Below are 17,248 nucleotides of genomic sequence, written 5' to 3' on the forward strand. Positions count from 1 at the left end.
TGATGAGAAATGTATTAATTGTTATTGCTGGTTCTATTACCTATTCTAACATTGCCAAAAATGGCTATTTACCGAGCGATAATTTTATCATTAAGGATAATGTATGAAACTAAATAAATTAACAGCGGCAATACTTGCTGCTGGGATGTCATTGTCTTTTTCATCATTTGCTGCAACGTTGTCGATGAATGACGACACTAATACAATCAGCGGCCTTGATAATAGTCAGATGTTGACGAAGGATAATGGTAATACCTGGGTCGCTTATACAGACAGTAGTCAAAATAATTTTCCGGGTACGGTGACGGTAACCGTAGCGGAAAAGGATAATAACGCAATTAATTCTGTAGACTATGATCCCACTGCCACTTATGGTACGACAGGAACAATTGTTCGATATAATGGCTATTACTGGAAAAGTCAGTGGTGGGTTGATCCCGGTATGGTTCCAGGAAGTGACTCTGTATGGCTGAAGGTCGGTCCTATTCAAATACAAAATCTTGCCACGTTCAGTTTTACGCCTTATACCGGCCAGAAAGCGGCAGATCTGCAAAAACAAGGTAAAGATAAGGCTGCCGCGCAACGTAAAGTTATCGGCTATTTCCCTGAGTGGGGCGTTTATGAAGCACATAACTATTTCACGCCGGATAAAATTGACTTCAGTCAGTTAACCCACCTTAACTATGGCTTTGCGGTTATTAAGGATGGTGAAGTTATTGTCCATGATACCTATAAAGGCCCGGATCTGCTCCGTCAGCTGGACAAACTGACTGAGCAAAACAACGTCACAAATATGGTCTCCGTTGGCGGATGGAATAACTCTGAAGAAGGTGTATTCGAAGAAGCCACCAAAACGGATGACGGTATCAATAAACTGGCAGACAGCATGATTGCTTTCATGCAGGAGTGGGGGTTTGATGGTATTGATGTAGACTGGGAATACCCGGATAGCGATACTGAAAAGACCAATTTCACTAAACTTATCCAGACGCTCAGAAGTAAACTGGATACCCTTGGTTTACAGAGCGATAAGTACTTCCAACTTTCCGCAGCAGTAACAACCAACCATAATAATATTGAGTACATCAACCCAGAGGTCACCGCACCATTGCTGGATAGCGTCAATGTCATGGCATATGATATTCATGGCGCTTTTGACCCTATCACAGGCCACAATGCTCCGCTCTATGCCAACAGCCAGGATGCCGATCAGTTGCTAAATGTCGCTTCCACGATGCAGGAATACAGTTCGAAATGGCATGTGCCCAAAAGTAAGCTGATGATGGGGATCCCGTTCTACGGCCGTGGCTGGGGTAGCGTGGCGCCGACGGAAATCGTTAAAGGTCTGCCTGGTCTGTTCGCTTCAGGTTCCGCTACCGTACACGGCGCGTGGGATGATGAAGATCAGTATACCGGTACTAACCCCTACTATCTGTTAAAACAGTATTCTTCTTCTGCTGACTACACTCGCTACTGGGATCCGGAATCACAGGTTCCTTACTTGTATAATGCGAAAACGCAAGAGTTCTTGACGTATGACGATCCGGAGTCGATTCAGAAAAAAGTTGCCTACATTAACCAGCAAGGATACGGCGGAGCGATAATCTGGGATATTAGCGGTGATACTCCAGAACATGAATTGGGTGAGATTGTCGATGATATAATGGAAGTGCCTTTATCCGAATGCCGCGCGAATCTGTCAGATTTTGGCATATATCTGCGAGACGGTACGCCGATGACGGAATTCACCATCACCAAAGCGGCACATGAGGCCAGGAATATGAACTATTCTGTTTATCAGAATGGAAAATATTACGGTAAGAGCCAGTACGGCACCATTTATGATTGGGGTAAAAAAGAAATTAATGAAGAGGAAGGTACTGTTACCGCGAGCTGGGGAATGCCGCTGAAGGTTGGCGATCTTATTGAACTGAGCTGCTACAGCAATGGTGTACTCTACCCACTGGAGCAAGTAACGGTGACAGAAGAAACTCTGGCAGGTAAAAAAGATATGCGTCCGGAGATTGCCAGTGAACTGAAAGAGTTCCAGGTTGTTATTCAGGACGACAAGCCTGCGTTAAGTATGACTCTGACTACTGCCGCTCATGAGGCAAGAAATAAAAACTACTCTATTCAGTTAAATGGAAAATATATCGGCAAAAGCCAGTTTGGTTCAATCAGTGGTGGTCAGAAACGCGTTAATAAAGCGAATGATACTGTCACGGGGACCTGGGTCAAAGAATTGAAAGCGGGAGATACTGTTCGCTTGTATCGTTTCAGTAATAGCGTTGAAACGACTATTGCAGAAGTGGTACTCACAGACGATATTCTGAAGGATGGCGGTGCTCTGGTCCATTAATGATTAGTTGTTAACTCGTTGAAATAAATCCCAAACCCGATTCTGTGCAGGGGGAGGGATTTATTTCTTTTAGATGACGTTGTATTGAGAACAATAATCATTTATCCTGATGGTGTTCATGGTTGGGAGCATATATGTACATTTGTTTATGTAACGGCATCAGTGATAAAAAAATTCGTCAGGCGGTACGCCAGTTTCACCCACAGTCATTTCAGCAGTTACGCAAGTTTATTCCTGTTGGAAATCAATGTGGTAAATGTATTCGGGCCGCGCGCGAAGTGATGCAGGAAGAATTAATGCAAATGCCAGAATTTAAAGAGATCGCCTGAGTCACACTCTTTTTTTTGACATCCCGCTAGCCCCATCTACTCTCTAAGAGTGGAAGCGGAGGGACTATATAATGAAAGGTGATGTTAAGGTAATAAATTATCTCAATAAATTATTGGGAAACGAGCTTGTCGCCATCAACCAGTATTTTCTTCATGCGAGAATGTTCAAAAACTGGGGTTTCAAACGTCTGAATGACGTTGAATATCATGAATCTATCGACGAGATGAAACACGCCGATAAGTACATTGAGCGTATTCTCTTTCTTGAAGGTATTCCCAATCTCCAGGATCTGGGCAAACTTGGCATCGGTGAAGATGTTGAAGAGATGCTGCGTTCGGATCTGGCTCTTGAGCTGGAAGGTGCAAAAGACCTGCGTGAAGCAATCGCCTATGCCGACAGTGTATTTGATTACGTCAGCCGTGACATGATGATTGAAATTCTGGCGGATGAGGAAGGCCATATCGACTGGCTGGAGACCGAGCTGGATCTTATCGATAAACTGGGGATCCAGAATTATCTGCAGGCGCAAATTCGCGAAGAAGAGTAGAAGCAGAGTCGTTAATACAGGAAGGAGTTAATCCTTCCTGTTGAGTTCACCAACTTATCCAACAAAAGTAACCCCACCCACTTACAGCCAGTGCCGGACCAAAAGGAATCAGCGCGCCGCGACGTCCTTTTTTTGCCCATAACAGAAGACCATACATAATCCCTGTGATTGAAGCTGCGTAAAGAATCATTGGTATACTTTGCCAACCGCTCCAGGCCCCGGCAGCGGCCAGCATTTTGAAGTCCCCGTAGCCGATCCCCTCTTTATGCCATAACAACCTGACTAACCAGTAGATCAACCACAAAATCATATATCCCGCAACGGCTCCAATGATGGCGTCTTTGCCGGGTATAACACCGAAACTGGCGTTGAATAACAGCCCGAGCCACAGCAATGGCAGCGTGAGTTTGTCAGGCAGAAGATAATGCTGCAGGTCGATTACGCTGAGTGCGAGCGCAAACCAAAAATAGATAAAGAGCGCCAGCAGGATTTCGTTGGGATGGAGGGCGTAACAGAAAACGGCCATAACAGCACAGAGTGCTTCGAGCAAAGGATAGCGTTTCGAGACAGGAAGACCACAATGACGACACTTCCCCTTCAGACATAGCCAACTCAGTAGGGGAATGTTGTCATACCACGCCAGCGGGGTTTGGCAGTGGCAGCAATGCGAACCAGGCAGCCATAAATTAAAAGGGGAGAGCGCTCCGTCTGCGGGGGAGGGGGGGAGCACCATCAGAGGCAGGCGCCAGGTGAGCATTCCCATGGTGCTGCCCGCCAGTAGTCCAACGACAAGGAACAATATTGCTAACCCGTTATCCATTTTTTTTCGCTCCAATCGTCAGTCGTGTCAGCGTAATACTGTCGGCATCGTCTTTACTGGCGTGAAACTCAAGCGCCACGATGTGCAGACCATATTCGCCCTGTAACACCGCCAACCAGCGTACGAAGGTGTCCATCTTGATGGTGGAGGCGCTGATATTGAGTCCACCACCGTGAGCCGGCTGGAGTGTTGCGTTAAGTCCCGATTTTTTAAGACTGCGCTTCACCAGCGTTTCCAGGGAGTCCGATTGCGTCCGCTGTGGAAGAAGACCGGCTGCTGAAGCCTGTTTGTGCAGCCACTGTATGTCGAGCTGTAACTTTTCGTCCCGGGATTGCATTGTATCGATAGCCTGACCTAAAGGCTGCCAGGCGCCAAACCAAAAAATGGCCAACAGGCAGCATCCGAACAACGTTATAAAGATGCGTTGCTCATGCGTATTTTTATGATGAAACCAGACCTGAGCACGTTTAATCATTTCGAAGTGTCCACATTCCCTGTTCATGTTTTTCGACTTTTAATGGCAAGCCATAGATGCACGCTTTGATGAATGCCTGTACCTGGCTTTCATCACTGGCGTAGATGAAAAGCTGCAAAGATTTACTCGCCGGATCATAGTTCAGTCCTTCCAGCGCCAATCCCGGGAATGCTGACAGCTTTGACTGCAACTGCTGCAAGAACAAATAGGGGGCGGGGATATGTTGTTGTAACTGTTTCGGCAGATAGGTTCGCAAATTGCTACTGTGTCTGTTCTCAGGAATGTATCGCTGCCACTGCTGTACCAGATCCTGACTGAGCTGCTTCTCCAGGCTATGGAGTTGCCAGTAGGTAATAGAGCGGGTAAGCAGTGCGACACCCGCAGCCAGCATGATGCTGAATAGCGCGACGCGCTTCAGGAGCGCGGTCGTGGGCGAGCGTGGAGAAGGGGCGCGAATCTTATCGTGTAGAAGATCAGGTACATTGCCGTTTGGGTAGAGAGTCAGAATATGGCGTTCAGGTTGACTCTCTGTACTGGAACAGGCCAGTGGTAACGAACCGTAGTTTACCAATTGCGGAGGGCCGAAATGCGTAAGCAGGTGGGTAAGCCACGCCTCCGTCAGGCAGGAGAGATAATTTTCCTGTGTTCTGAGCAACCACCGATCGCCCTCTCTTAATACCGTCCAGCCATTGTCGCATGCCGGCAGGCAACAGGCGTCAAACGTGACACATGTGGTGTTAATACCTGCATCGGCAAGGGTTCGGAGCTGAGACTCAAGCCAGTCGGCATCAATGCCTGCAACAGTGAGACGAGACCCCTGACGGGACAGTAATGTCCAGTGCAATGAGGGCGCCCCTTCGTCGAGCGTTTCATCAGCGAGCCAGTGAAGCTTTTGGTCAGTCAGTTCATACTCTTCATCCGGTATGACGATTGTTTTACATGTCGCCATACTGGCGGAAAGAAGCAGATGTGCGGACTGCGCCGCTGGAAGTGTACCAAGCTCCGCTAACTGTTCCATGGACAGATGCTGGATTTCACCTCCGCCACCTTCAGTATACTCCACCCATTCCACGGGGGCTGACGGCTGTTTTTGCAGGCGGATAAGCAGTTTTGGTGAGGACACTGAAACTGCTTTACTCTTCGCTACTGCCATCCGTAAGTTGGCGTAAATAGATTTTAATTGTTTTATTTTTTTCATCATAAAAGAAAAATGTGCGCATACCGGAAGTAAGGTCACCCTCGTGGGCTGTAGATGTGGTCAAAAAAAAGGTGCTATTGGCGGTTAACTGTTTTTTAAGCGAATCCGTCAGGGGTTTGGCGGCGCTGTAATCTTGTTGTGCCTGATAGAGAAAGGCATCTACCGTTTTCCAGCCACCTTCGGGGCGTTTCTTCAGTAGTGTTTTTGCATCTGAGTCACTGAGGTTATTGAGAAATAGCGCAGCTAATAGAGGGGCCTGCTGCTCAGTAAGAGTATTAATATTTATGGCGAGTTCATTGCTGAATGTCGCGCAGATAAAAGGGGATAATTTTTGATAAATAGCGTCGGTCATTCCTTTGAGCTTGCGTATTTCGGCAGGTAAAAAGATCATCTGGCCTGCTGTAAGAAAACCCGGTTGGCTGGACTTGTAATACTCATCTTCAGCGCCTTTGACACGGGGCGTCACGTCAGCGTCAATGTAATCTGCGCCAGATTGAGCGATCTCGTCTGCGCGATACTTTTCCACGCCGATTTTTTCCAACAGGGCTGCGAACACCTCGATTTTATAGGGCAGAGTGGTCATCGGGTCCGTCGGCACATCTGCTAATGCGTTCAGATTGAAGCAATGTTGTAGATCGCTGGTTTGCCAGCTTACCGTTGTGTTGTCGCGAAGTTCTGCAAACTGGGGGAGTTCATCAAGTTGGCTAAGCTTATCCTTGGCATTCTGCAGCGTTTGTGCAGTGGCTTGCGCTTCGGCATACAGCAGCGCATATTTCCCCTGGATACTGTCATTTGTGCGTCGGCTGCGCTGCAACTGAGTCTGAAAGCTGATCGTCATTTCTGATGCCAGCGCGGCCATCAGCGCCAGAATCATCAACACGATCAGTAACGCCGATCCCCTTTGATTACTCATTTAGCTGTCCCTGTAGCCGCCCCTGAAGTCGGGCTGGATTTCTGTTTCTCCGGGAACCAGCCGGGCAGAATAAAAAGACGAGTAAGAATCTCTCCGTTTTCACGCTCCAGCGTTATTTTAGCCGTTGTGGATGCACTGTCGCCCTCAGCGAGAGCCATTGTTGCGGACAGATGAGCGATGTCGGAGAGTAACGCTTGTGGCGGTGCCTCCTTTTTGCCATCGGGCGAGCGTCTCATCGCGCGGTATAACGTGCCGTTGTCCACATACCAGTGGACGGTAGTGAGAATGAAAGCGGCCTCGAAAGGCATGGCTGGGTCTCGTGTCTGGGTAGTGAAAATCGCGCCATCTTTTTCGCTGAAAAAAGGCTGATTCGTCTGACGGTTTTTTCGCGGAACGTACTGCATCAAATCGTTTTCAAACAGCAGCATCGTATGCTGAATAGCATCAAAATTATCGGCTGTCTTTTTTGCACGCTGATGCTGCTCTGAGGCCTGGGAAAAAACCATTGAGGCCAAAAAACTGAGCGTCGAGAAAATGGCAATTGCCAGCATCACTTCCAGTAACGTGAAGCCCCGCGGCATCTTACTCATTTTTTGTCTCCGTTTTCTGGCGTCCAGGAGTACAGATTAAGCGTCCGTCCGCTGGCGGAGGTTACGCTGGCTTGCTTTTGATTAATGGCTGACTGGTTTTGCAGGCTACCCGACAACTGCCAGGAGAAAGTCTCGTTCAGCAGTATTGTCTGACCTTTTCCCGAGGTGGTCTGGTCGTTAATGGTTCCAATCAAGGCGTTGTCCGCAGCCCAGAGTGCCAGAGTTTCTTGCTTCAGCGTGTCGAGAGCAGAGAGTTGCCATTGCATACTGCTAATCAGCGCTATTACAGCGGTCGCAAAGATTGCCATCGCCAGCAATACCTCAAGCAGGAGCATTCCGCTTTGTTGCTTCATTGCGCATCCTCAAGGCGAGTGATATCCAGCGGTAGCGATCCGTCACACCGCAGAGTCACGAATTTTGCACCGTCTTCATCTCTGAACATCACGGTAAAAGGCGTCAGTTGACCATCGGGTAAGATCATAATTTGTGGATTTGCATTTGCTGCTGAAGGCGTTACTTCAGGTTTCGCTGGCGCAGCCCAGTTACCGTAAAGCGGTAAACTGTCGCTGTCGGCCAGCTCTTGCCAGTTCCATTTGTGGGTTGAATCCTTTTGCGGCAGGTAAAAAGCCCAGCCTTCAGTGGTCAACCGCAAACCGACCACATGCTTTTCCAGCAACGCCAGGTCTGACGCGTATTTCACCGTCTGCCTGAAGGTGTCGATCCGCTGTAGTAGCTTTCCGCCTGATCCCAGCCGGTCACTTTGCATGGCGATAATGCCCGTAGCTGAGATGGCGATAATGACCACAACCAGCATCACTTCCAGCAACGTGAATCCTTTCTGATGCGTCATGTTTATTGCGATTTTTTGTTATTATCCCAGTTGTTAATGTCATCCGCCGTTCCAGCTTCTCCATCTGGCCCTACGGAGCTGATATCAATAGCGCCATGTTCGCCGGGGCTTATCAGGATATAGTCGTTCCCCCAGGGGTCTGCAGGCAGACGTCGGATATAACCGTCAGTATTGTAATTCTCGGCCTTGGGAGAGAGCTCCGGCGCGGTGATGAGTGCTTCCAGACCTTGTTCCGTCGTGGGGTAGCGATGGTTGTCCAGCTTGTACATGTCCAGCGCATTTTCGAGCGCGACAATGTCGCTGACCGCTTTTTGTCTGTCCGCGCGATCTTTGTTGCCCATCAGATTCGGCACGACCAGGCTTGCCAGAACCCCCAAAATCACAATGACCACCATCAATTCCATGAGGGTAAAGCCACGCTCTGTGGCCCGTGTCTGTTGTTCCATAACCTTTCCTTAGTTCATTAATGAGTTAAGTTGTAAAATTGGCTGCATAACCGAGACGACAATGAACAAAACGATCATCGCCATCACAACGATCAACGCAGGTTCAAAAATTGCCAGCGTCAGTGCGATGCGGTTTTGTAGCTGGATTTCCTGATTTTCTGTTGCCCGCTGCATGAGTTCTCCAAGCTGACCGCTTTTTTCCCCGGAGGCGATCATGTAGAGCATCATCGCGGGAAAAATCTTCGTCTTCTCCAGCGACTGGCTAACGCTGTTGCCCTGGCGAACGCTCTCAGCCGCTTCACCCAGACGCTGGCGTATTTCCTGATTACTCACTCCCTCAGCGGAAAGCGACATAGCTTGTAAAAGAGGAACGCCGCTGCTGTTAAGAATGCTCAGGGCGCGTAAGTAGCGAGCGCTATTGATGGCGCATACTAAAGGCGACGTTAAGCGAAACTGAATTAACCAACGGTGAAATCGATGCCGGTTTCCCTTTTGTTTAAGCCAGAAAGAAAACAGGCAGCCACCGCCAATGAGGGTGAGCAGGATCCAAGGGCCATATGCCGACAAAAAATTGCTGGTCGCGAGCAGGATCCGAGTGGTGAGCGGCAATGCGTGTTTGAGGTGGATAAACTGCGCTGCGACCTTAGGCACCACGGTGGTGAGCAAAATAATAACCACCAGAATAGCGACCGTAGTGAGCAGGGAAGGGTAGATTAAAGCCTGCGTAAGCTTGCTGCGCATTCGCTGGCGCGCTTCGTTAAAATCCGCCAGTCTTTCCAGAACTGCGCCTAACTGACCCACCGTTTCGCCCGCTTTAACGAGCGTACAAAAGACGGCATCAAACAGGCGGGGATACGCCTGCATCGCAGTTGACAGTGATTTTCCTTCAAGAATGGACTGCCGAAGAGTCGTAATCACATCGGCAAGTTTCTTATTTTCTTTTTGTTGCCGAACCACGTCGAGGGCTTCATCCAGCGGTAATGCTGCGGCGATTAGCGTTGCAATCTGACGCGTAAAAAGCGTTAATTCACTGTGACTGACTCGTGCAGGGAGGGTCTTCAGGGGGAGCCCGCGTCGTTGGGGTTTTATCGTTTGCGGCAATAGGGCCTGGCTACGCAGTTGCGCCACCATGTCCCGTTCGCTTGCGGCCTCGCTAACGCCCGTAATACGATTTCCCTTCACATCTGTTGCGGTCCAGCAATATTTCATTCAGGCTGCTCCGTCGGTGTTTGCCCTTCCGATGTCACTCTTAGCACTTCCTCCAGCGATGTAATGCCTTCTGCGGCGACGCGGAGACCGTTTGCCAGCAAACTACGATGGTGACGACGCTGAATTTGCTCCAGATGCTGTTCGTTGGTCTCTGTGTGAATGGCTTCGCGCAGTTCAGGCGTAACAAGTAACAGCTCGTGAATTGCCAGTCGCCCCTGATAGCCGCTATGCCTGCATGCCTCGCAGCCCCCGGCATGCCAGACCTGAGAGGTATTGATCCCTTGAGCCAGCAGGAGTTGTTGTTGCTGGTGGGTGGCGGGGCGCGGTATTTTGCAGTGGTTACACAGTCGTCTTACCAGACGCTGGGCAATAACCCCGACAAGTGATGAAGAAAGCAGAAACGATTCCACCCCCATATCCCGCAATCGTGTTACGGCTCCGCTGGCGCTGTTTGTATGGAGAGTCGAAAGAACCAGATGTCCGGTCAACGACGCCTGAACAGCAATCTGCGCTGTTTCGGCGTCGCGAATTTCACCTACCATCACGACATCAGGATCCTGACGTAAAATGGCGCGTAGCCCACGGGCAAAAGACATATCTACGCGACTATTGACCTGCGTTTGACCTATCCCTTCCAGTTCATATTCAATCGGATCTTCAACGGTGAGGACGTTACGCTCCGGGCTATTCAGTGCGGAAAGGATGGCGTATAGCGTGGTACTTTTTCCTGAACCCGTTGGGCCGGTGACCAGAATAATGCCGTGGGGGAGGGCAATCAGATCTTTCAGGCTGTGTGTGTCTTCTGCTGACATATCCAGCTTATCGATTGATAACCGCAGGCTGGTTTTATCCAGCAGACGCAAAACGACACGTTCGCCATGCTGTGAGGGGAGCGTAGAGACACGCACATCCACATTCCGCTGGCCTATTTTTAACGTTATGCGACCATCCTGTGGGAGGCGCTTTTCGGCAATATCCAGCTTGGCCATCACTTTAATACGTGAGATCAGCAGGGCCGCCAGCTTTTTATTAGGCTGAACCACTGGACGCAGAACGCCATCGACGCGAAAGCGGATCCCCATCGTTTTCTCAAATACTTCGATATGAATATCGGATGCATGTTCCTTGATTGCTTCACTGAGTACGGCATTAATTAGTCGTATGACCGGCGCATCGGATTGTTCGTTAAGCAGATCTTCATTGGACTGGATCTCCTCAGAAAGAATGTTGAGATCATCAAGGTTATTCATATCTTCTGCGATCAACTGGGCAGTGCCGCTGTTCTGTTGATACAGGTGCTCGAGTTTTTCCTCAAACTGTTGCGTAGAGAGCCGGGTAAACCGGCTACATTCAGGCGCTGTTGCGGCTACGTCCAGCATAGATTCAAGCGAGGTATTTTCAGCATAAATCAGCTCTTCCTGCTGTACGGCAATACCGTATCGCTGTGCTTTTTTCCACGTAAAGGCTGTCATTTTGCACTGCCGTTATGGAACGGATTTTTGCTGTTTGACTTAGCTGGTGTGGCCACAGAGGAGTCAAATGCGTGGTCATCTAATGATTCAATGGCATCGACATCAATCAGGCTACCGTTTTGCTTGCTACTCCTGTTTTGTTGCATCTCCTTGAAGCCAGTATATTTATCCCTCGAAAGCGAATGATAGACTTCATCATCTCTGATGATGGTTGGTCGGATGAACACCATCAAGTTGCGTTTATTTTTTTCATTTGAGGTATAGCGAAAAAGTTGCCCAATGAGGGGGATATCACCCAGTAAGGGAACTTTCGAAACCTCTTGTTTACTTGAGTCATCCATCAATCCGCCCAATACCACGGTTTCACCGCTTTTTACCAGGACGGCGTTTTGAATAGTACGGGTATTAAATGTAGGGCCGAGAGTGGATGAGGTTGCCGTAGAATCGACACTGGACACCTCTTGCTCAATTTCCATTAATACGGAATCGCCTTCATTGATTTGCGGCGTAACCTTTAGCTTAGTGCCGACTGTCTTACGTTCGACGGTGCTGTAAATATTATCGCCCGAGGTGGTTTGCGACCCGGAAAGCACCGGAACGTCTTGTCCGGCGTTGAAAGATGCCTCTTTGTTATCGAGTGTCACGATACTCGGAGTAGAAAGAATATCATTCTTGCTATTGCTACTCAGCGCGGTAAGGAGAACCCCCCAGTCGCCGTTGAAGAATCCTGCGGCAAGACCATTGAAGTTACTGAACAAATCATATGCAGGGTTATCGCTGGTGGTACCGCCCTGTCTCTTGAATTCTTGAACCCCTTGTGCGGCATTGAAAATGGGAAGATTGGTCTTGGTAAACTGCTGCACGCCGACGTTTTTGTTGGCCCACTGGACCCCAAGATTAATGCCTTTACCATCCTGAACTTCCACGATGATAGCTTCGACCAGAACCTGGGCGCGGCGAATGTCCAGTTTGGCGATGACATCTTCTAACTGCTGGAGGATACTTTGGTCTGCGGTAATAACCAGCGAGTTGGTTTGTTCATCTGCCGTGATGGATATATCGTTATTGCTGCTGCTGGCTGATGATTTTGAAGCGCTGCTTTTTTCATCCTTCATCTTTTGCGTGACGCCGGTTAAAACTTCAACCAGTTTATCTGCTTTGGCATATTTCAAATACCAGACACGGGTGTTGCCCTCACCTTGATCTTGCGTATCCAGCCGGGAAATAAGTTGTGCCATACGCGCCCGGGCACGATCGGAACCGCTGACAATTAACGCATTACTACGTTTATCTGCAACGATGCGCGTCTGAAGTGTGGCCGGTTTAGCCTCTTTGCCATTTTCTCGCGCCAGGTCATTGAGGACGTCGGCCAGGTCGGTCGCTGAGGCATACTTCAGTGTGAAAACCTGTTCCTTGGCATCACCCATCACATCGACACGTTTAACCACCTCCAACAGACGATTGACGGTTGAGGCTTTGCCGGTGATGATCAATGCATTTGATGGTTCGTAATGCACAACATTACCGACCTTACCGCCATCAAGCATTTGTCGAAGCAAGGGGGACAATACGCGAGCAGGAACGTTTTCCAGTGACACAATACGCGTCACCAGTTCATCTCCTTTGCCGGGTTTCGTCCCGCTAATGAGTCTTCCTGGCATTGTTTTGACTTGCTCTGAACGCACTACCTTAAGTAACCCATTATCAAGAGTAATAATTGAGAAACCGTAGAGATCCAGTACGCTCAGGAAAAACTGATAATATTCATCCTCATTGAAGGTATCATTGCTTCTGACGGATATTGAAGCCTTAACATCGGGATCAATCAGAATGGTTTTACCCATATTTTGGCCGACAATATTGACAAATGTCTGAATGTCCGCATTGTCAAAGTTAGCGGTATAATCGACTGCGAATGCAGTGCGGCAGGAGGCTGCGAGTAAAAGTATCAACGACCAACTTTTCAGTCGCCGATGTAAAACAGTTCTCTCCATTTAGTCTTCCTTTCCATCCTGGAATTGTTGAACTGAAACATTAATTAACCGTGGCGAAGCATTACGTAAGACGGTGAACTGAGCCATTTTAAGGTGCTTAAGCGCATTTTGTGCTTTGCCTAAATTTGCCTGTTGAGTCAACTTAATATTATTTAGCTGAATGGCTATATCTCCAGGTTCGAGGGAAGAATGCTTAAAAAACTGAACCTGTTTTCGTGGTAGAAGGCGTAAACCACGTAAAGTGTTCTTATCCACTACAGGACTGGCATCAATGAAATCAGCCAGCGTTACCGCTTGTTGCTCTTGCCGGGATGCTACCGCCCCCTGAGGCCCGGACGGTTGTGCCAGTTCAGCAAGCAATGTCAGTTGCAGTGTTTGCTCACCAGAAGAAAACATTATCTGATTCTTTGTAATACCCGTAACACGTATTTTGCTGGAGGACTTCAGATAATCATTAATGGCATAAACATTTTGCTCACCATTTTCCTGCAAGATTGCGCGGGAAATGGATTTATTTGAACTATGAATAATTCCGCTGACAACGACCCCGGACAGCAATGCCTCTTGCGCATGCGATTGTTGATGGGGGGAAACATTCATATCTGTATCTAAGGGCACGGATGATAAATGCCATTGTTGTTTTCTGTTTGAGATATTCTCCTGATGAATTTGACTTGATGCTGTCCGCAATGTTTTGTTTTCAAACCACTGTTCATATCCTTTATGTATACAAGCAAAAATACATATAACGCTTGCAAATATCACTATGAGATAGGCGCCATGATAAAATAGCGTGCTTTTGAATACGTGGCGGATAGTTTTCATAAAATTATGATTAAGAATAACTAACAAGTTAATCTGTTTCTTGTTAATGATAACGATAATATATTTATCCTGTTGCCAGGCGACAAGCGTTTTGGCTCCCACGTTCCTACTTTAGGAAATAATAAATTTTATGGAAAATATGAATGTTCATGGATGAGTTCATTTCTGTTTTGACCTCCCGCCAGCAACTGTTGCGGGATAATATCCTTTCCGCGTTTTTGAACGAACAATGGCTGGTATTACATGGGGCAAAAGGCACCGGAAAAAGCACGCTTGCACGCAGTGTAGAAGCGTTATGGCCACATCGGGTGCTAACTCTGGCACCTGTAAATAGAAAAGGTTATAGGTGGGAATGGCAGGTTATCGCAGATACGCAAAAGGAGGGCTGTTTAACCGGACGGTCATTTTCTGGCGAGACGATCTGGAGCGAATTACTTGGTCTGATAACCGTTAAGGCATGCGATAAGCCTCTGTTTATTTTGGAAGACGGACATCAGGTCACCACCGGTATTACTGCAACGGTTAAGGCGTTTATCGCCATAATGCCGAAGGCCCGGCTGCTAGTAACCGGTAGATACAGTCTGAGACAGCAGCGCCAGTTACGTACGATGCATCCGCTCTGGTTCGACGTCCCCATCCCGGATATTGAGGATTACCGTAGGGTAATCGCACCCTGTATCGAAACGGAACAGGAGGGCAAAGATGCCCTTCCTGAGACATTTATCCGACATATCAAGAAACGTTGCCGCGGTAATCTGCATCTGGCGGCGCGTGTCGGGTGGAATCTTACGCGTAATAAAACGAAACAGGGTGAACAACAAACCAGCATCACGCCGCTTCAGCAACGTGAAGCGCTGCGTTGTCTGCCTGCGCCTCGTCGAACCGGGGGGACGTGTCTGGCAGTGGTTGTCGTCGCGGCGCTATGTGGTAGTGCTGGCTGGCACTTCAGTCCATTGCTTGACAGATGGTTGCCGCCCATAGCCAGCATATGGCCTGCAGGACAGCCATCGGCTGCATCACTTTCTTCCACAACGCTGACGTCAACGATTATGTCAACTAATGAGTCGCTCGCGCGGCTTTACAGCGTCTGGGGATATGAGGTCAATAAAGGGGAAGCATGGTGCGATCAGGCGTACCGGGCGGGTTTGGTTTGCCTGTCGGGCACTGATACGCTGGAATCGCTTCTGGCCCAGCAACTCCCCTGGATAGCAACGCTAAAGGTAGATAATAGCCTTATACCTGTTGTCGTGATTGGAGAAAGCAACCAGACCATCACCGCCCAGTCGGGCGCTGGTACATGGATTATGGATAAAGCCTGGTTCAGTGAAGTGTGGCAAGGGAATTACACGCTAATGTGGAAACCTTCACCAGACGGTAATGTGAGCATCATGAAGAAAAGCAGCGTCGACGACATTCTCTGGCTGGATATGATGCTGAGTCGCGTGTTGAATGTTGAGGCTGAGAGCACGGGAGAGTGGAGCCCTCTTTTATCGGAAAAAGTCCGCCAGTTTCAAATGCAAAATAAGATTAAAGCTGACGGTATGGTAGGGCGGCTTACTCTTATTCGTCTATGGCAGGCGCTGGATGAAAGCCCAAAACTGATGCATGACGGAGGGAAAGCATGAAAACGGATCATGAATATTATTGTGGCGAAAACCTGCGTTTTGACCGTCCAGATATGCCGCTTACGTTATGGCGGTGCGCGCGTATCGCGCTTTCATGGCTGGGGTTGAGCATTGGCATGGTAATCATAGGCTACTATACGCATAGCGCGTTTATTCAGCATACCGCGACGCCGGCCGTGCCGCCGAACTTTCGTCTGTCTGACGCGCACTATATATATAAGCAGCAGCCGCTGCCGGAACCGGAAGAGACCGTTGAAGAAGAAGGCGCGGATGATATGCGCAGCGAAGAACCGTCAGCGCCTGACGAGCCTGTTCAAAACGGGGATCTCAAAGCGCGAGTGAAGCAGGCCATAGCGGAAATTGACCAGCAATAACGTCGTTCTGCGAAAGGTTGGTTATTATCGATACAACTTCACTTGCATTAAGCCCGCAGATACGTATAATGCGCGGGCTTGTCTTAATTGACGGCTGGTTCGATATGAGCCACTGATAGTCGATTTGACTATCTGACAATGTTCCCAATCGGGGAACTCTGTAAGAACGGTTACACTCTCCCATCAATCGTAATGGGTTTGAGGAGTAACTATTTCGTCTATAAAATAATTGGAGCTCTGGTCTCATGCAGAACCAAAGAATCCGTATCCGTTTGAAAGCGTTTGATCATCGTCTGATCGATCAATCAACCGCGGAAATCGTCGAGACTGCCAAGCGCACTGGTGCGCAGGTTCGTGGTCCGATCCCGCTGCCGACCCGCAAAGAGCGTTTCACCGTTCTGATCTCTCCGCACGTTAACAAAGACGCGCGTGATCAGTACGAGATCCGTACTCACAAGCGTCTGGTTGACATCGTTGAGCCAACTGAAAAAACCGTTGATGCTCTGATGCGTCTGGACCTGGCTGCCGGTGTAGACGTGCAGATCAGCCTGGGTTAATCAGGTCATCGAGCGATTGAGAGGTTGATACAATGATTGGTTTAGTCGGTAAAAAAGTGGGTATGACCCGCATCTTCACTGAAGATGGCGTCTCTATCCCAGTAACCGTTATCGAAGTTGAAGCAAACCGCGTTACTCAGGTTAAAGATCTGGCTAACGACGGCTACCGCGCTGTTCAGGTTACCACCGGTGCTAAAAAAGCTAACCGTGTAACTAAGCCGGAAGCTGGCCACTTTGCTAAAGCTGGCGTAGAAGCTGGCCGCGGCCTGTGGGAGTTCCGTCTGGCAGATGGTGAAGAATACACCGTTGGTCAGAACATTAGCGTTGAACTGTTTGCTGACGTTAAAAAAGTTGACGTAACCGGTACCTCTAAAGGTAAAGGTTTCGCTGGTACCGTTAAGCGCTGGAACTTCCGTACCCAGGACGCTACTCACGGTAACTCCTTGTCTCACCGCGTTCCGGGTTCTATCGGTCAGAACCAGACTCCGGGCAAAGTGTTCAAAGGCAAGAAAATGGCAGGTCAGCTGGGCAACGAACGTGTAACCGTTCAGAGCCTGGACGTAGTACGTGTTGACGCTGAGCGCAACCTGCTGCTGGTTAAAGGTGGTGTTCCGGGTGCGACCGGTTGCGACCTGATCGTTAAACCAGCTGTGAAGGCGTAAGG

General features: G+C 48.8%; 19 protein-coding genes. 7 read left to right on the forward strand and 12 right to left on the reverse strand.

What is annotated here, in order from left to right:
• Window positions 1-103 precede the first annotated feature (103 nt).
• The 3 genes from M4I31_RS01980 to bfr all read left to right on the forward strand — a co-directional run bounded on the left by M4I31_RS01980 (window position 104) and on the right by bfr (window position 3,236).
• Complete coding sequence (locus M4I31_RS01980) at window positions 104-2,359, forward strand: glycosyl hydrolase family 18 protein (RefSeq protein WP_085049681.1); 2,256 nt, start codon at window positions 104-106, stop codon at window positions 2,357-2,359.
• 134 nt (window positions 2,360-2,493) lie between these two features.
• Window positions 2,494-2,688, forward strand: a complete 195-nt coding sequence (bfd, locus tag M4I31_RS01985) for a bacterioferritin-associated ferredoxin (RefSeq protein WP_038634750.1) — start codon at window positions 2,494-2,496, stop codon at window positions 2,686-2,688.
• A 71-nt stretch (window positions 2,689-2,759) separates the two neighbouring features.
• Entirely contained in the window at window positions 2,760-3,236 is a 477-nt protein-coding gene (bfr, locus tag M4I31_RS01990; RefSeq protein WP_038634748.1) for a bacterioferritin, read from the forward strand.
• A 46-nt stretch (window positions 3,237-3,282) separates the two neighbouring features.
• Here the strand turns inward: bfr and M4I31_RS24040 are convergent, their stop codons facing one another.
• From M4I31_RS24040 to gspC, 12 genes are read right to left on the reverse strand one after another with little or no spacing between them, the layout of a single operon-like run.
• On the reverse strand, window positions 3,283-4,056 hold the full coding sequence (locus M4I31_RS24040) for an A24 family peptidase (RefSeq protein ID WP_085049680.1): 774 nt from the start codon (window positions 4,054-4,056) through the stop codon (window positions 3,283-3,285).
• Entirely contained in the window at window positions 4,049-4,531 is a 483-nt protein-coding gene (gene gspM / locus M4I31_RS02005) for a type II secretion system protein GspM (RefSeq protein ID WP_161668184.1), read from the reverse strand. The genes M4I31_RS24040 and gspM overlap by 8 nt, the downstream gene beginning before the upstream one ends.
• A complete protein-coding gene (gene gspL / locus M4I31_RS02010) occupies window positions 4,524-5,654 on the reverse strand; it encodes a type II secretion system protein GspL (RefSeq protein ID WP_161668185.1) in 1,131 nt (376 codons plus the stop codon). Before gspL ends, gspM begins: the two co-directional genes overlap by 8 nt.
• A gap of 10 nt (window positions 5,655-5,664) precedes the next feature.
• The gene (gene gspK / locus M4I31_RS02015; RefSeq protein ID WP_233638892.1) at window positions 5,665-6,603 is read right to left on the reverse strand and encodes a type II secretion system minor pseudopilin GspK; all 939 of its coding nucleotides are present in this window, start codon (window positions 6,601-6,603) and stop codon (window positions 5,665-5,667) included.
• A gap of 35 nt (window positions 6,604-6,638) precedes the next feature.
• Window positions 6,639-7,232, reverse strand: a complete 594-nt coding sequence (locus tag M4I31_RS02020; protein ID WP_051594490.1) for a type II secretion system protein J — start codon at window positions 7,230-7,232, stop codon at window positions 6,639-6,641.
• Window positions 7,229-7,585, reverse strand: a complete 357-nt coding sequence (gene gspI / locus M4I31_RS02025) for a type II secretion system minor pseudopilin GspI (protein WP_085049676.1) — start codon at window positions 7,583-7,585, stop codon at window positions 7,229-7,231. Before gspI ends, M4I31_RS02020 begins: the two co-directional genes overlap by 4 nt.
• A complete protein-coding gene (gspH, locus tag M4I31_RS02030) occupies window positions 7,582-8,082 on the reverse strand; it encodes a type II secretion system minor pseudopilin GspH (RefSeq protein WP_085049675.1) in 501 nt (166 codons plus the stop codon). Before gspH ends, gspI begins: the two co-directional genes overlap by 4 nt.
• Before the next feature lie 2 nt (window positions 8,083-8,084).
• Complete coding sequence (gene gspG, locus M4I31_RS02035) at window positions 8,085-8,528, reverse strand: type II secretion system major pseudopilin GspG (protein WP_038634727.1); 444 nt, start codon at window positions 8,526-8,528, stop codon at window positions 8,085-8,087.
• A 9-nt stretch (window positions 8,529-8,537) separates the two neighbouring features.
• Complete coding sequence (gene gspF / locus M4I31_RS02040) at window positions 8,538-9,737, reverse strand: type II secretion system inner membrane protein GspF (RefSeq protein ID WP_085049674.1); 1,200 nt, start codon at window positions 9,735-9,737, stop codon at window positions 8,538-8,540.
• A complete protein-coding gene (gene gspE, locus M4I31_RS02045; RefSeq protein ID WP_085049673.1) occupies window positions 9,734-11,209 on the reverse strand; it encodes a type II secretion system ATPase GspE in 1,476 nt (491 codons plus the stop codon). Before gspE ends, gspF begins: the two co-directional genes overlap by 4 nt.
• Window positions 11,206-13,203 (reverse strand): type II secretion system secretin GspD, encoded by a 1,998-nt coding sequence (gene gspD / locus M4I31_RS02050; protein ID WP_085049672.1) that lies wholly within the window; start codon window positions 13,201-13,203, stop codon window positions 11,206-11,208. Before gspD ends, gspE begins: the two co-directional genes overlap by 4 nt.
• Window positions 13,204-14,130, reverse strand: coding sequence for a type II secretion system protein GspC (gene gspC / locus M4I31_RS02055; RefSeq protein WP_085049671.1), 927 nt, complete (start codon window positions 14,128-14,130; stop codon window positions 13,204-13,206). It abuts the gene before it with no gap.
• Window positions 14,131-14,171: 41 nt separating this feature from the next.
• Between gspC and M4I31_RS02060 the strand changes: the two genes are divergently transcribed.
• From M4I31_RS02060 to rplC, 4 genes are all read left to right on the forward strand, one after another.
• Window positions 14,172-15,653: a peptidoglycan-binding domain-containing protein gene (locus tag M4I31_RS02060; RefSeq protein ID WP_085049670.1), complete on the forward strand. Its 1,482-nt coding sequence runs from the start codon at window positions 14,172-14,174 to the stop codon at window positions 15,651-15,653.
• Complete coding sequence (locus tag M4I31_RS02065; protein WP_085049669.1) at window positions 15,650-16,027, forward strand: hypothetical protein; 378 nt, start codon at window positions 15,650-15,652, stop codon at window positions 16,025-16,027. The genes M4I31_RS02060 and M4I31_RS02065 overlap by 4 nt, the downstream gene beginning before the upstream one ends.
• Window positions 16,028-16,272: 245 nt before the next feature.
• Window positions 16,273-16,584: a 30S ribosomal protein S10 gene (gene rpsJ, locus M4I31_RS02070; RefSeq protein ID WP_001181005.1), complete on the forward strand. Its 312-nt coding sequence runs from the start codon at window positions 16,273-16,275 to the stop codon at window positions 16,582-16,584.
• 32 nt (window positions 16,585-16,616) lie between these two features.
• Window positions 16,617-17,246 carry a 50S ribosomal protein L3 gene (rplC, locus tag M4I31_RS02075; RefSeq protein WP_003031117.1) on the forward strand — a complete coding sequence of 210 codons (630 nt, stop codon included), beginning with the start codon at window positions 16,617-16,619 and terminating at the stop codon, window positions 17,244-17,246.
• The last annotated feature ends 2 nt before the right edge of the window (window positions 17,247-17,248 follow it).

The organism is Citrobacter sp. XT1-2-2, from assembly GCF_023516235.1.
In the GTDB taxonomy this organism is placed as follows: domain Bacteria; phylum Pseudomonadota; class Gammaproteobacteria; order Enterobacterales; family Enterobacteriaceae; genus Citrobacter; species Citrobacter werkmanii.

What these genes read in the sequence shown, in the direction of transcription:
- M4I31_RS01980 (WP_085049681.1), top strand. Translation starts at nt 104, where the DNA reads ATGAAACTAAATAAATTAACAGCGGCAATACTTGCTGCTGGGATGTCA.
- bfd (WP_038634750.1), top strand. Translation starts at nt 2,494, where the DNA reads ATGTACATTTGTTTATGTAACGGCATCAGTGATAAAAAAATTCGTCAG.
- bfr (WP_038634748.1), top strand. Translation starts at nt 2,760, where the DNA reads ATGAAAGGTGATGTTAAGGTAATAAATTATCTCAATAAATTATTGGGA.
- M4I31_RS24040 (WP_085049680.1), bottom strand. Translation starts at nt 4,056, where the DNA reads ATGGATAACGGGTTAGCAATATTGTTCCTTGTCGTTGGACTACTGGCG.
- gspM (WP_161668184.1), bottom strand. Translation starts at nt 4,531, where the DNA reads ATGATTAAACGTGCTCAGGTCTGGTTTCATCATAAAAATACGCATGAG.
- gspK (WP_233638892.1), bottom strand. Translation starts at nt 6,603, where the DNA reads ATGATTCTGGCGCTGATGGCCGCGCTGGCATCAGAAATGACGATCAGC.
- M4I31_RS02020 (WP_051594490.1), bottom strand. Translation starts at nt 7,232, where the DNA reads ATGAGTAAGATGCCGCGGGGCTTCACGTTACTGGAAGTGATGCTGGCA.
- gspI (WP_085049676.1), bottom strand. Translation starts at nt 7,585, where the DNA reads ATGAAGCAACAAAGCGGAATGCTCCTGCTTGAGGTATTGCTGGCGATG.
- gspH (WP_085049675.1), bottom strand. Translation starts at nt 8,082, where the DNA reads ATGACGCATCAGAAAGGATTCACGTTGCTGGAAGTGATGCTGGTTGTG.
- gspG (WP_038634727.1), bottom strand. Translation starts at nt 8,528, where the DNA reads ATGGAACAACAGACACGGGCCACAGAGCGTGGCTTTACCCTCATGGAA.
- gspF (WP_085049674.1), bottom strand. Translation starts at nt 9,737, where the DNA reads ATGAAATATTGCTGGACCGCAACAGATGTGAAGGGAAATCGTATTACG.
- gspE (WP_085049673.1), bottom strand. Translation starts at nt 11,209, where the DNA reads ATGACAGCCTTTACGTGGAAAAAAGCACAGCGATACGGTATTGCCGTA.
- gspD (WP_085049672.1), bottom strand. Translation starts at nt 13,203, where the DNA reads ATGGAGAGAACTGTTTTACATCGGCGACTGAAAAGTTGGTCGTTGATA.
- M4I31_RS02060 (WP_085049670.1), top strand. Translation starts at nt 14,172, where the DNA reads ATGTTCATGGATGAGTTCATTTCTGTTTTGACCTCCCGCCAGCAACTG.
- M4I31_RS02065 (WP_085049669.1), top strand. Translation starts at nt 15,650, where the DNA reads ATGAAAACGGATCATGAATATTATTGTGGCGAAAACCTGCGTTTTGAC.
- rpsJ (WP_001181005.1), top strand. Translation starts at nt 16,273, where the DNA reads ATGCAGAACCAAAGAATCCGTATCCGTTTGAAAGCGTTTGATCATCGT.
- rplC (WP_003031117.1), top strand. Translation starts at nt 16,617, where the DNA reads ATGATTGGTTTAGTCGGTAAAAAAGTGGGTATGACCCGCATCTTCACT.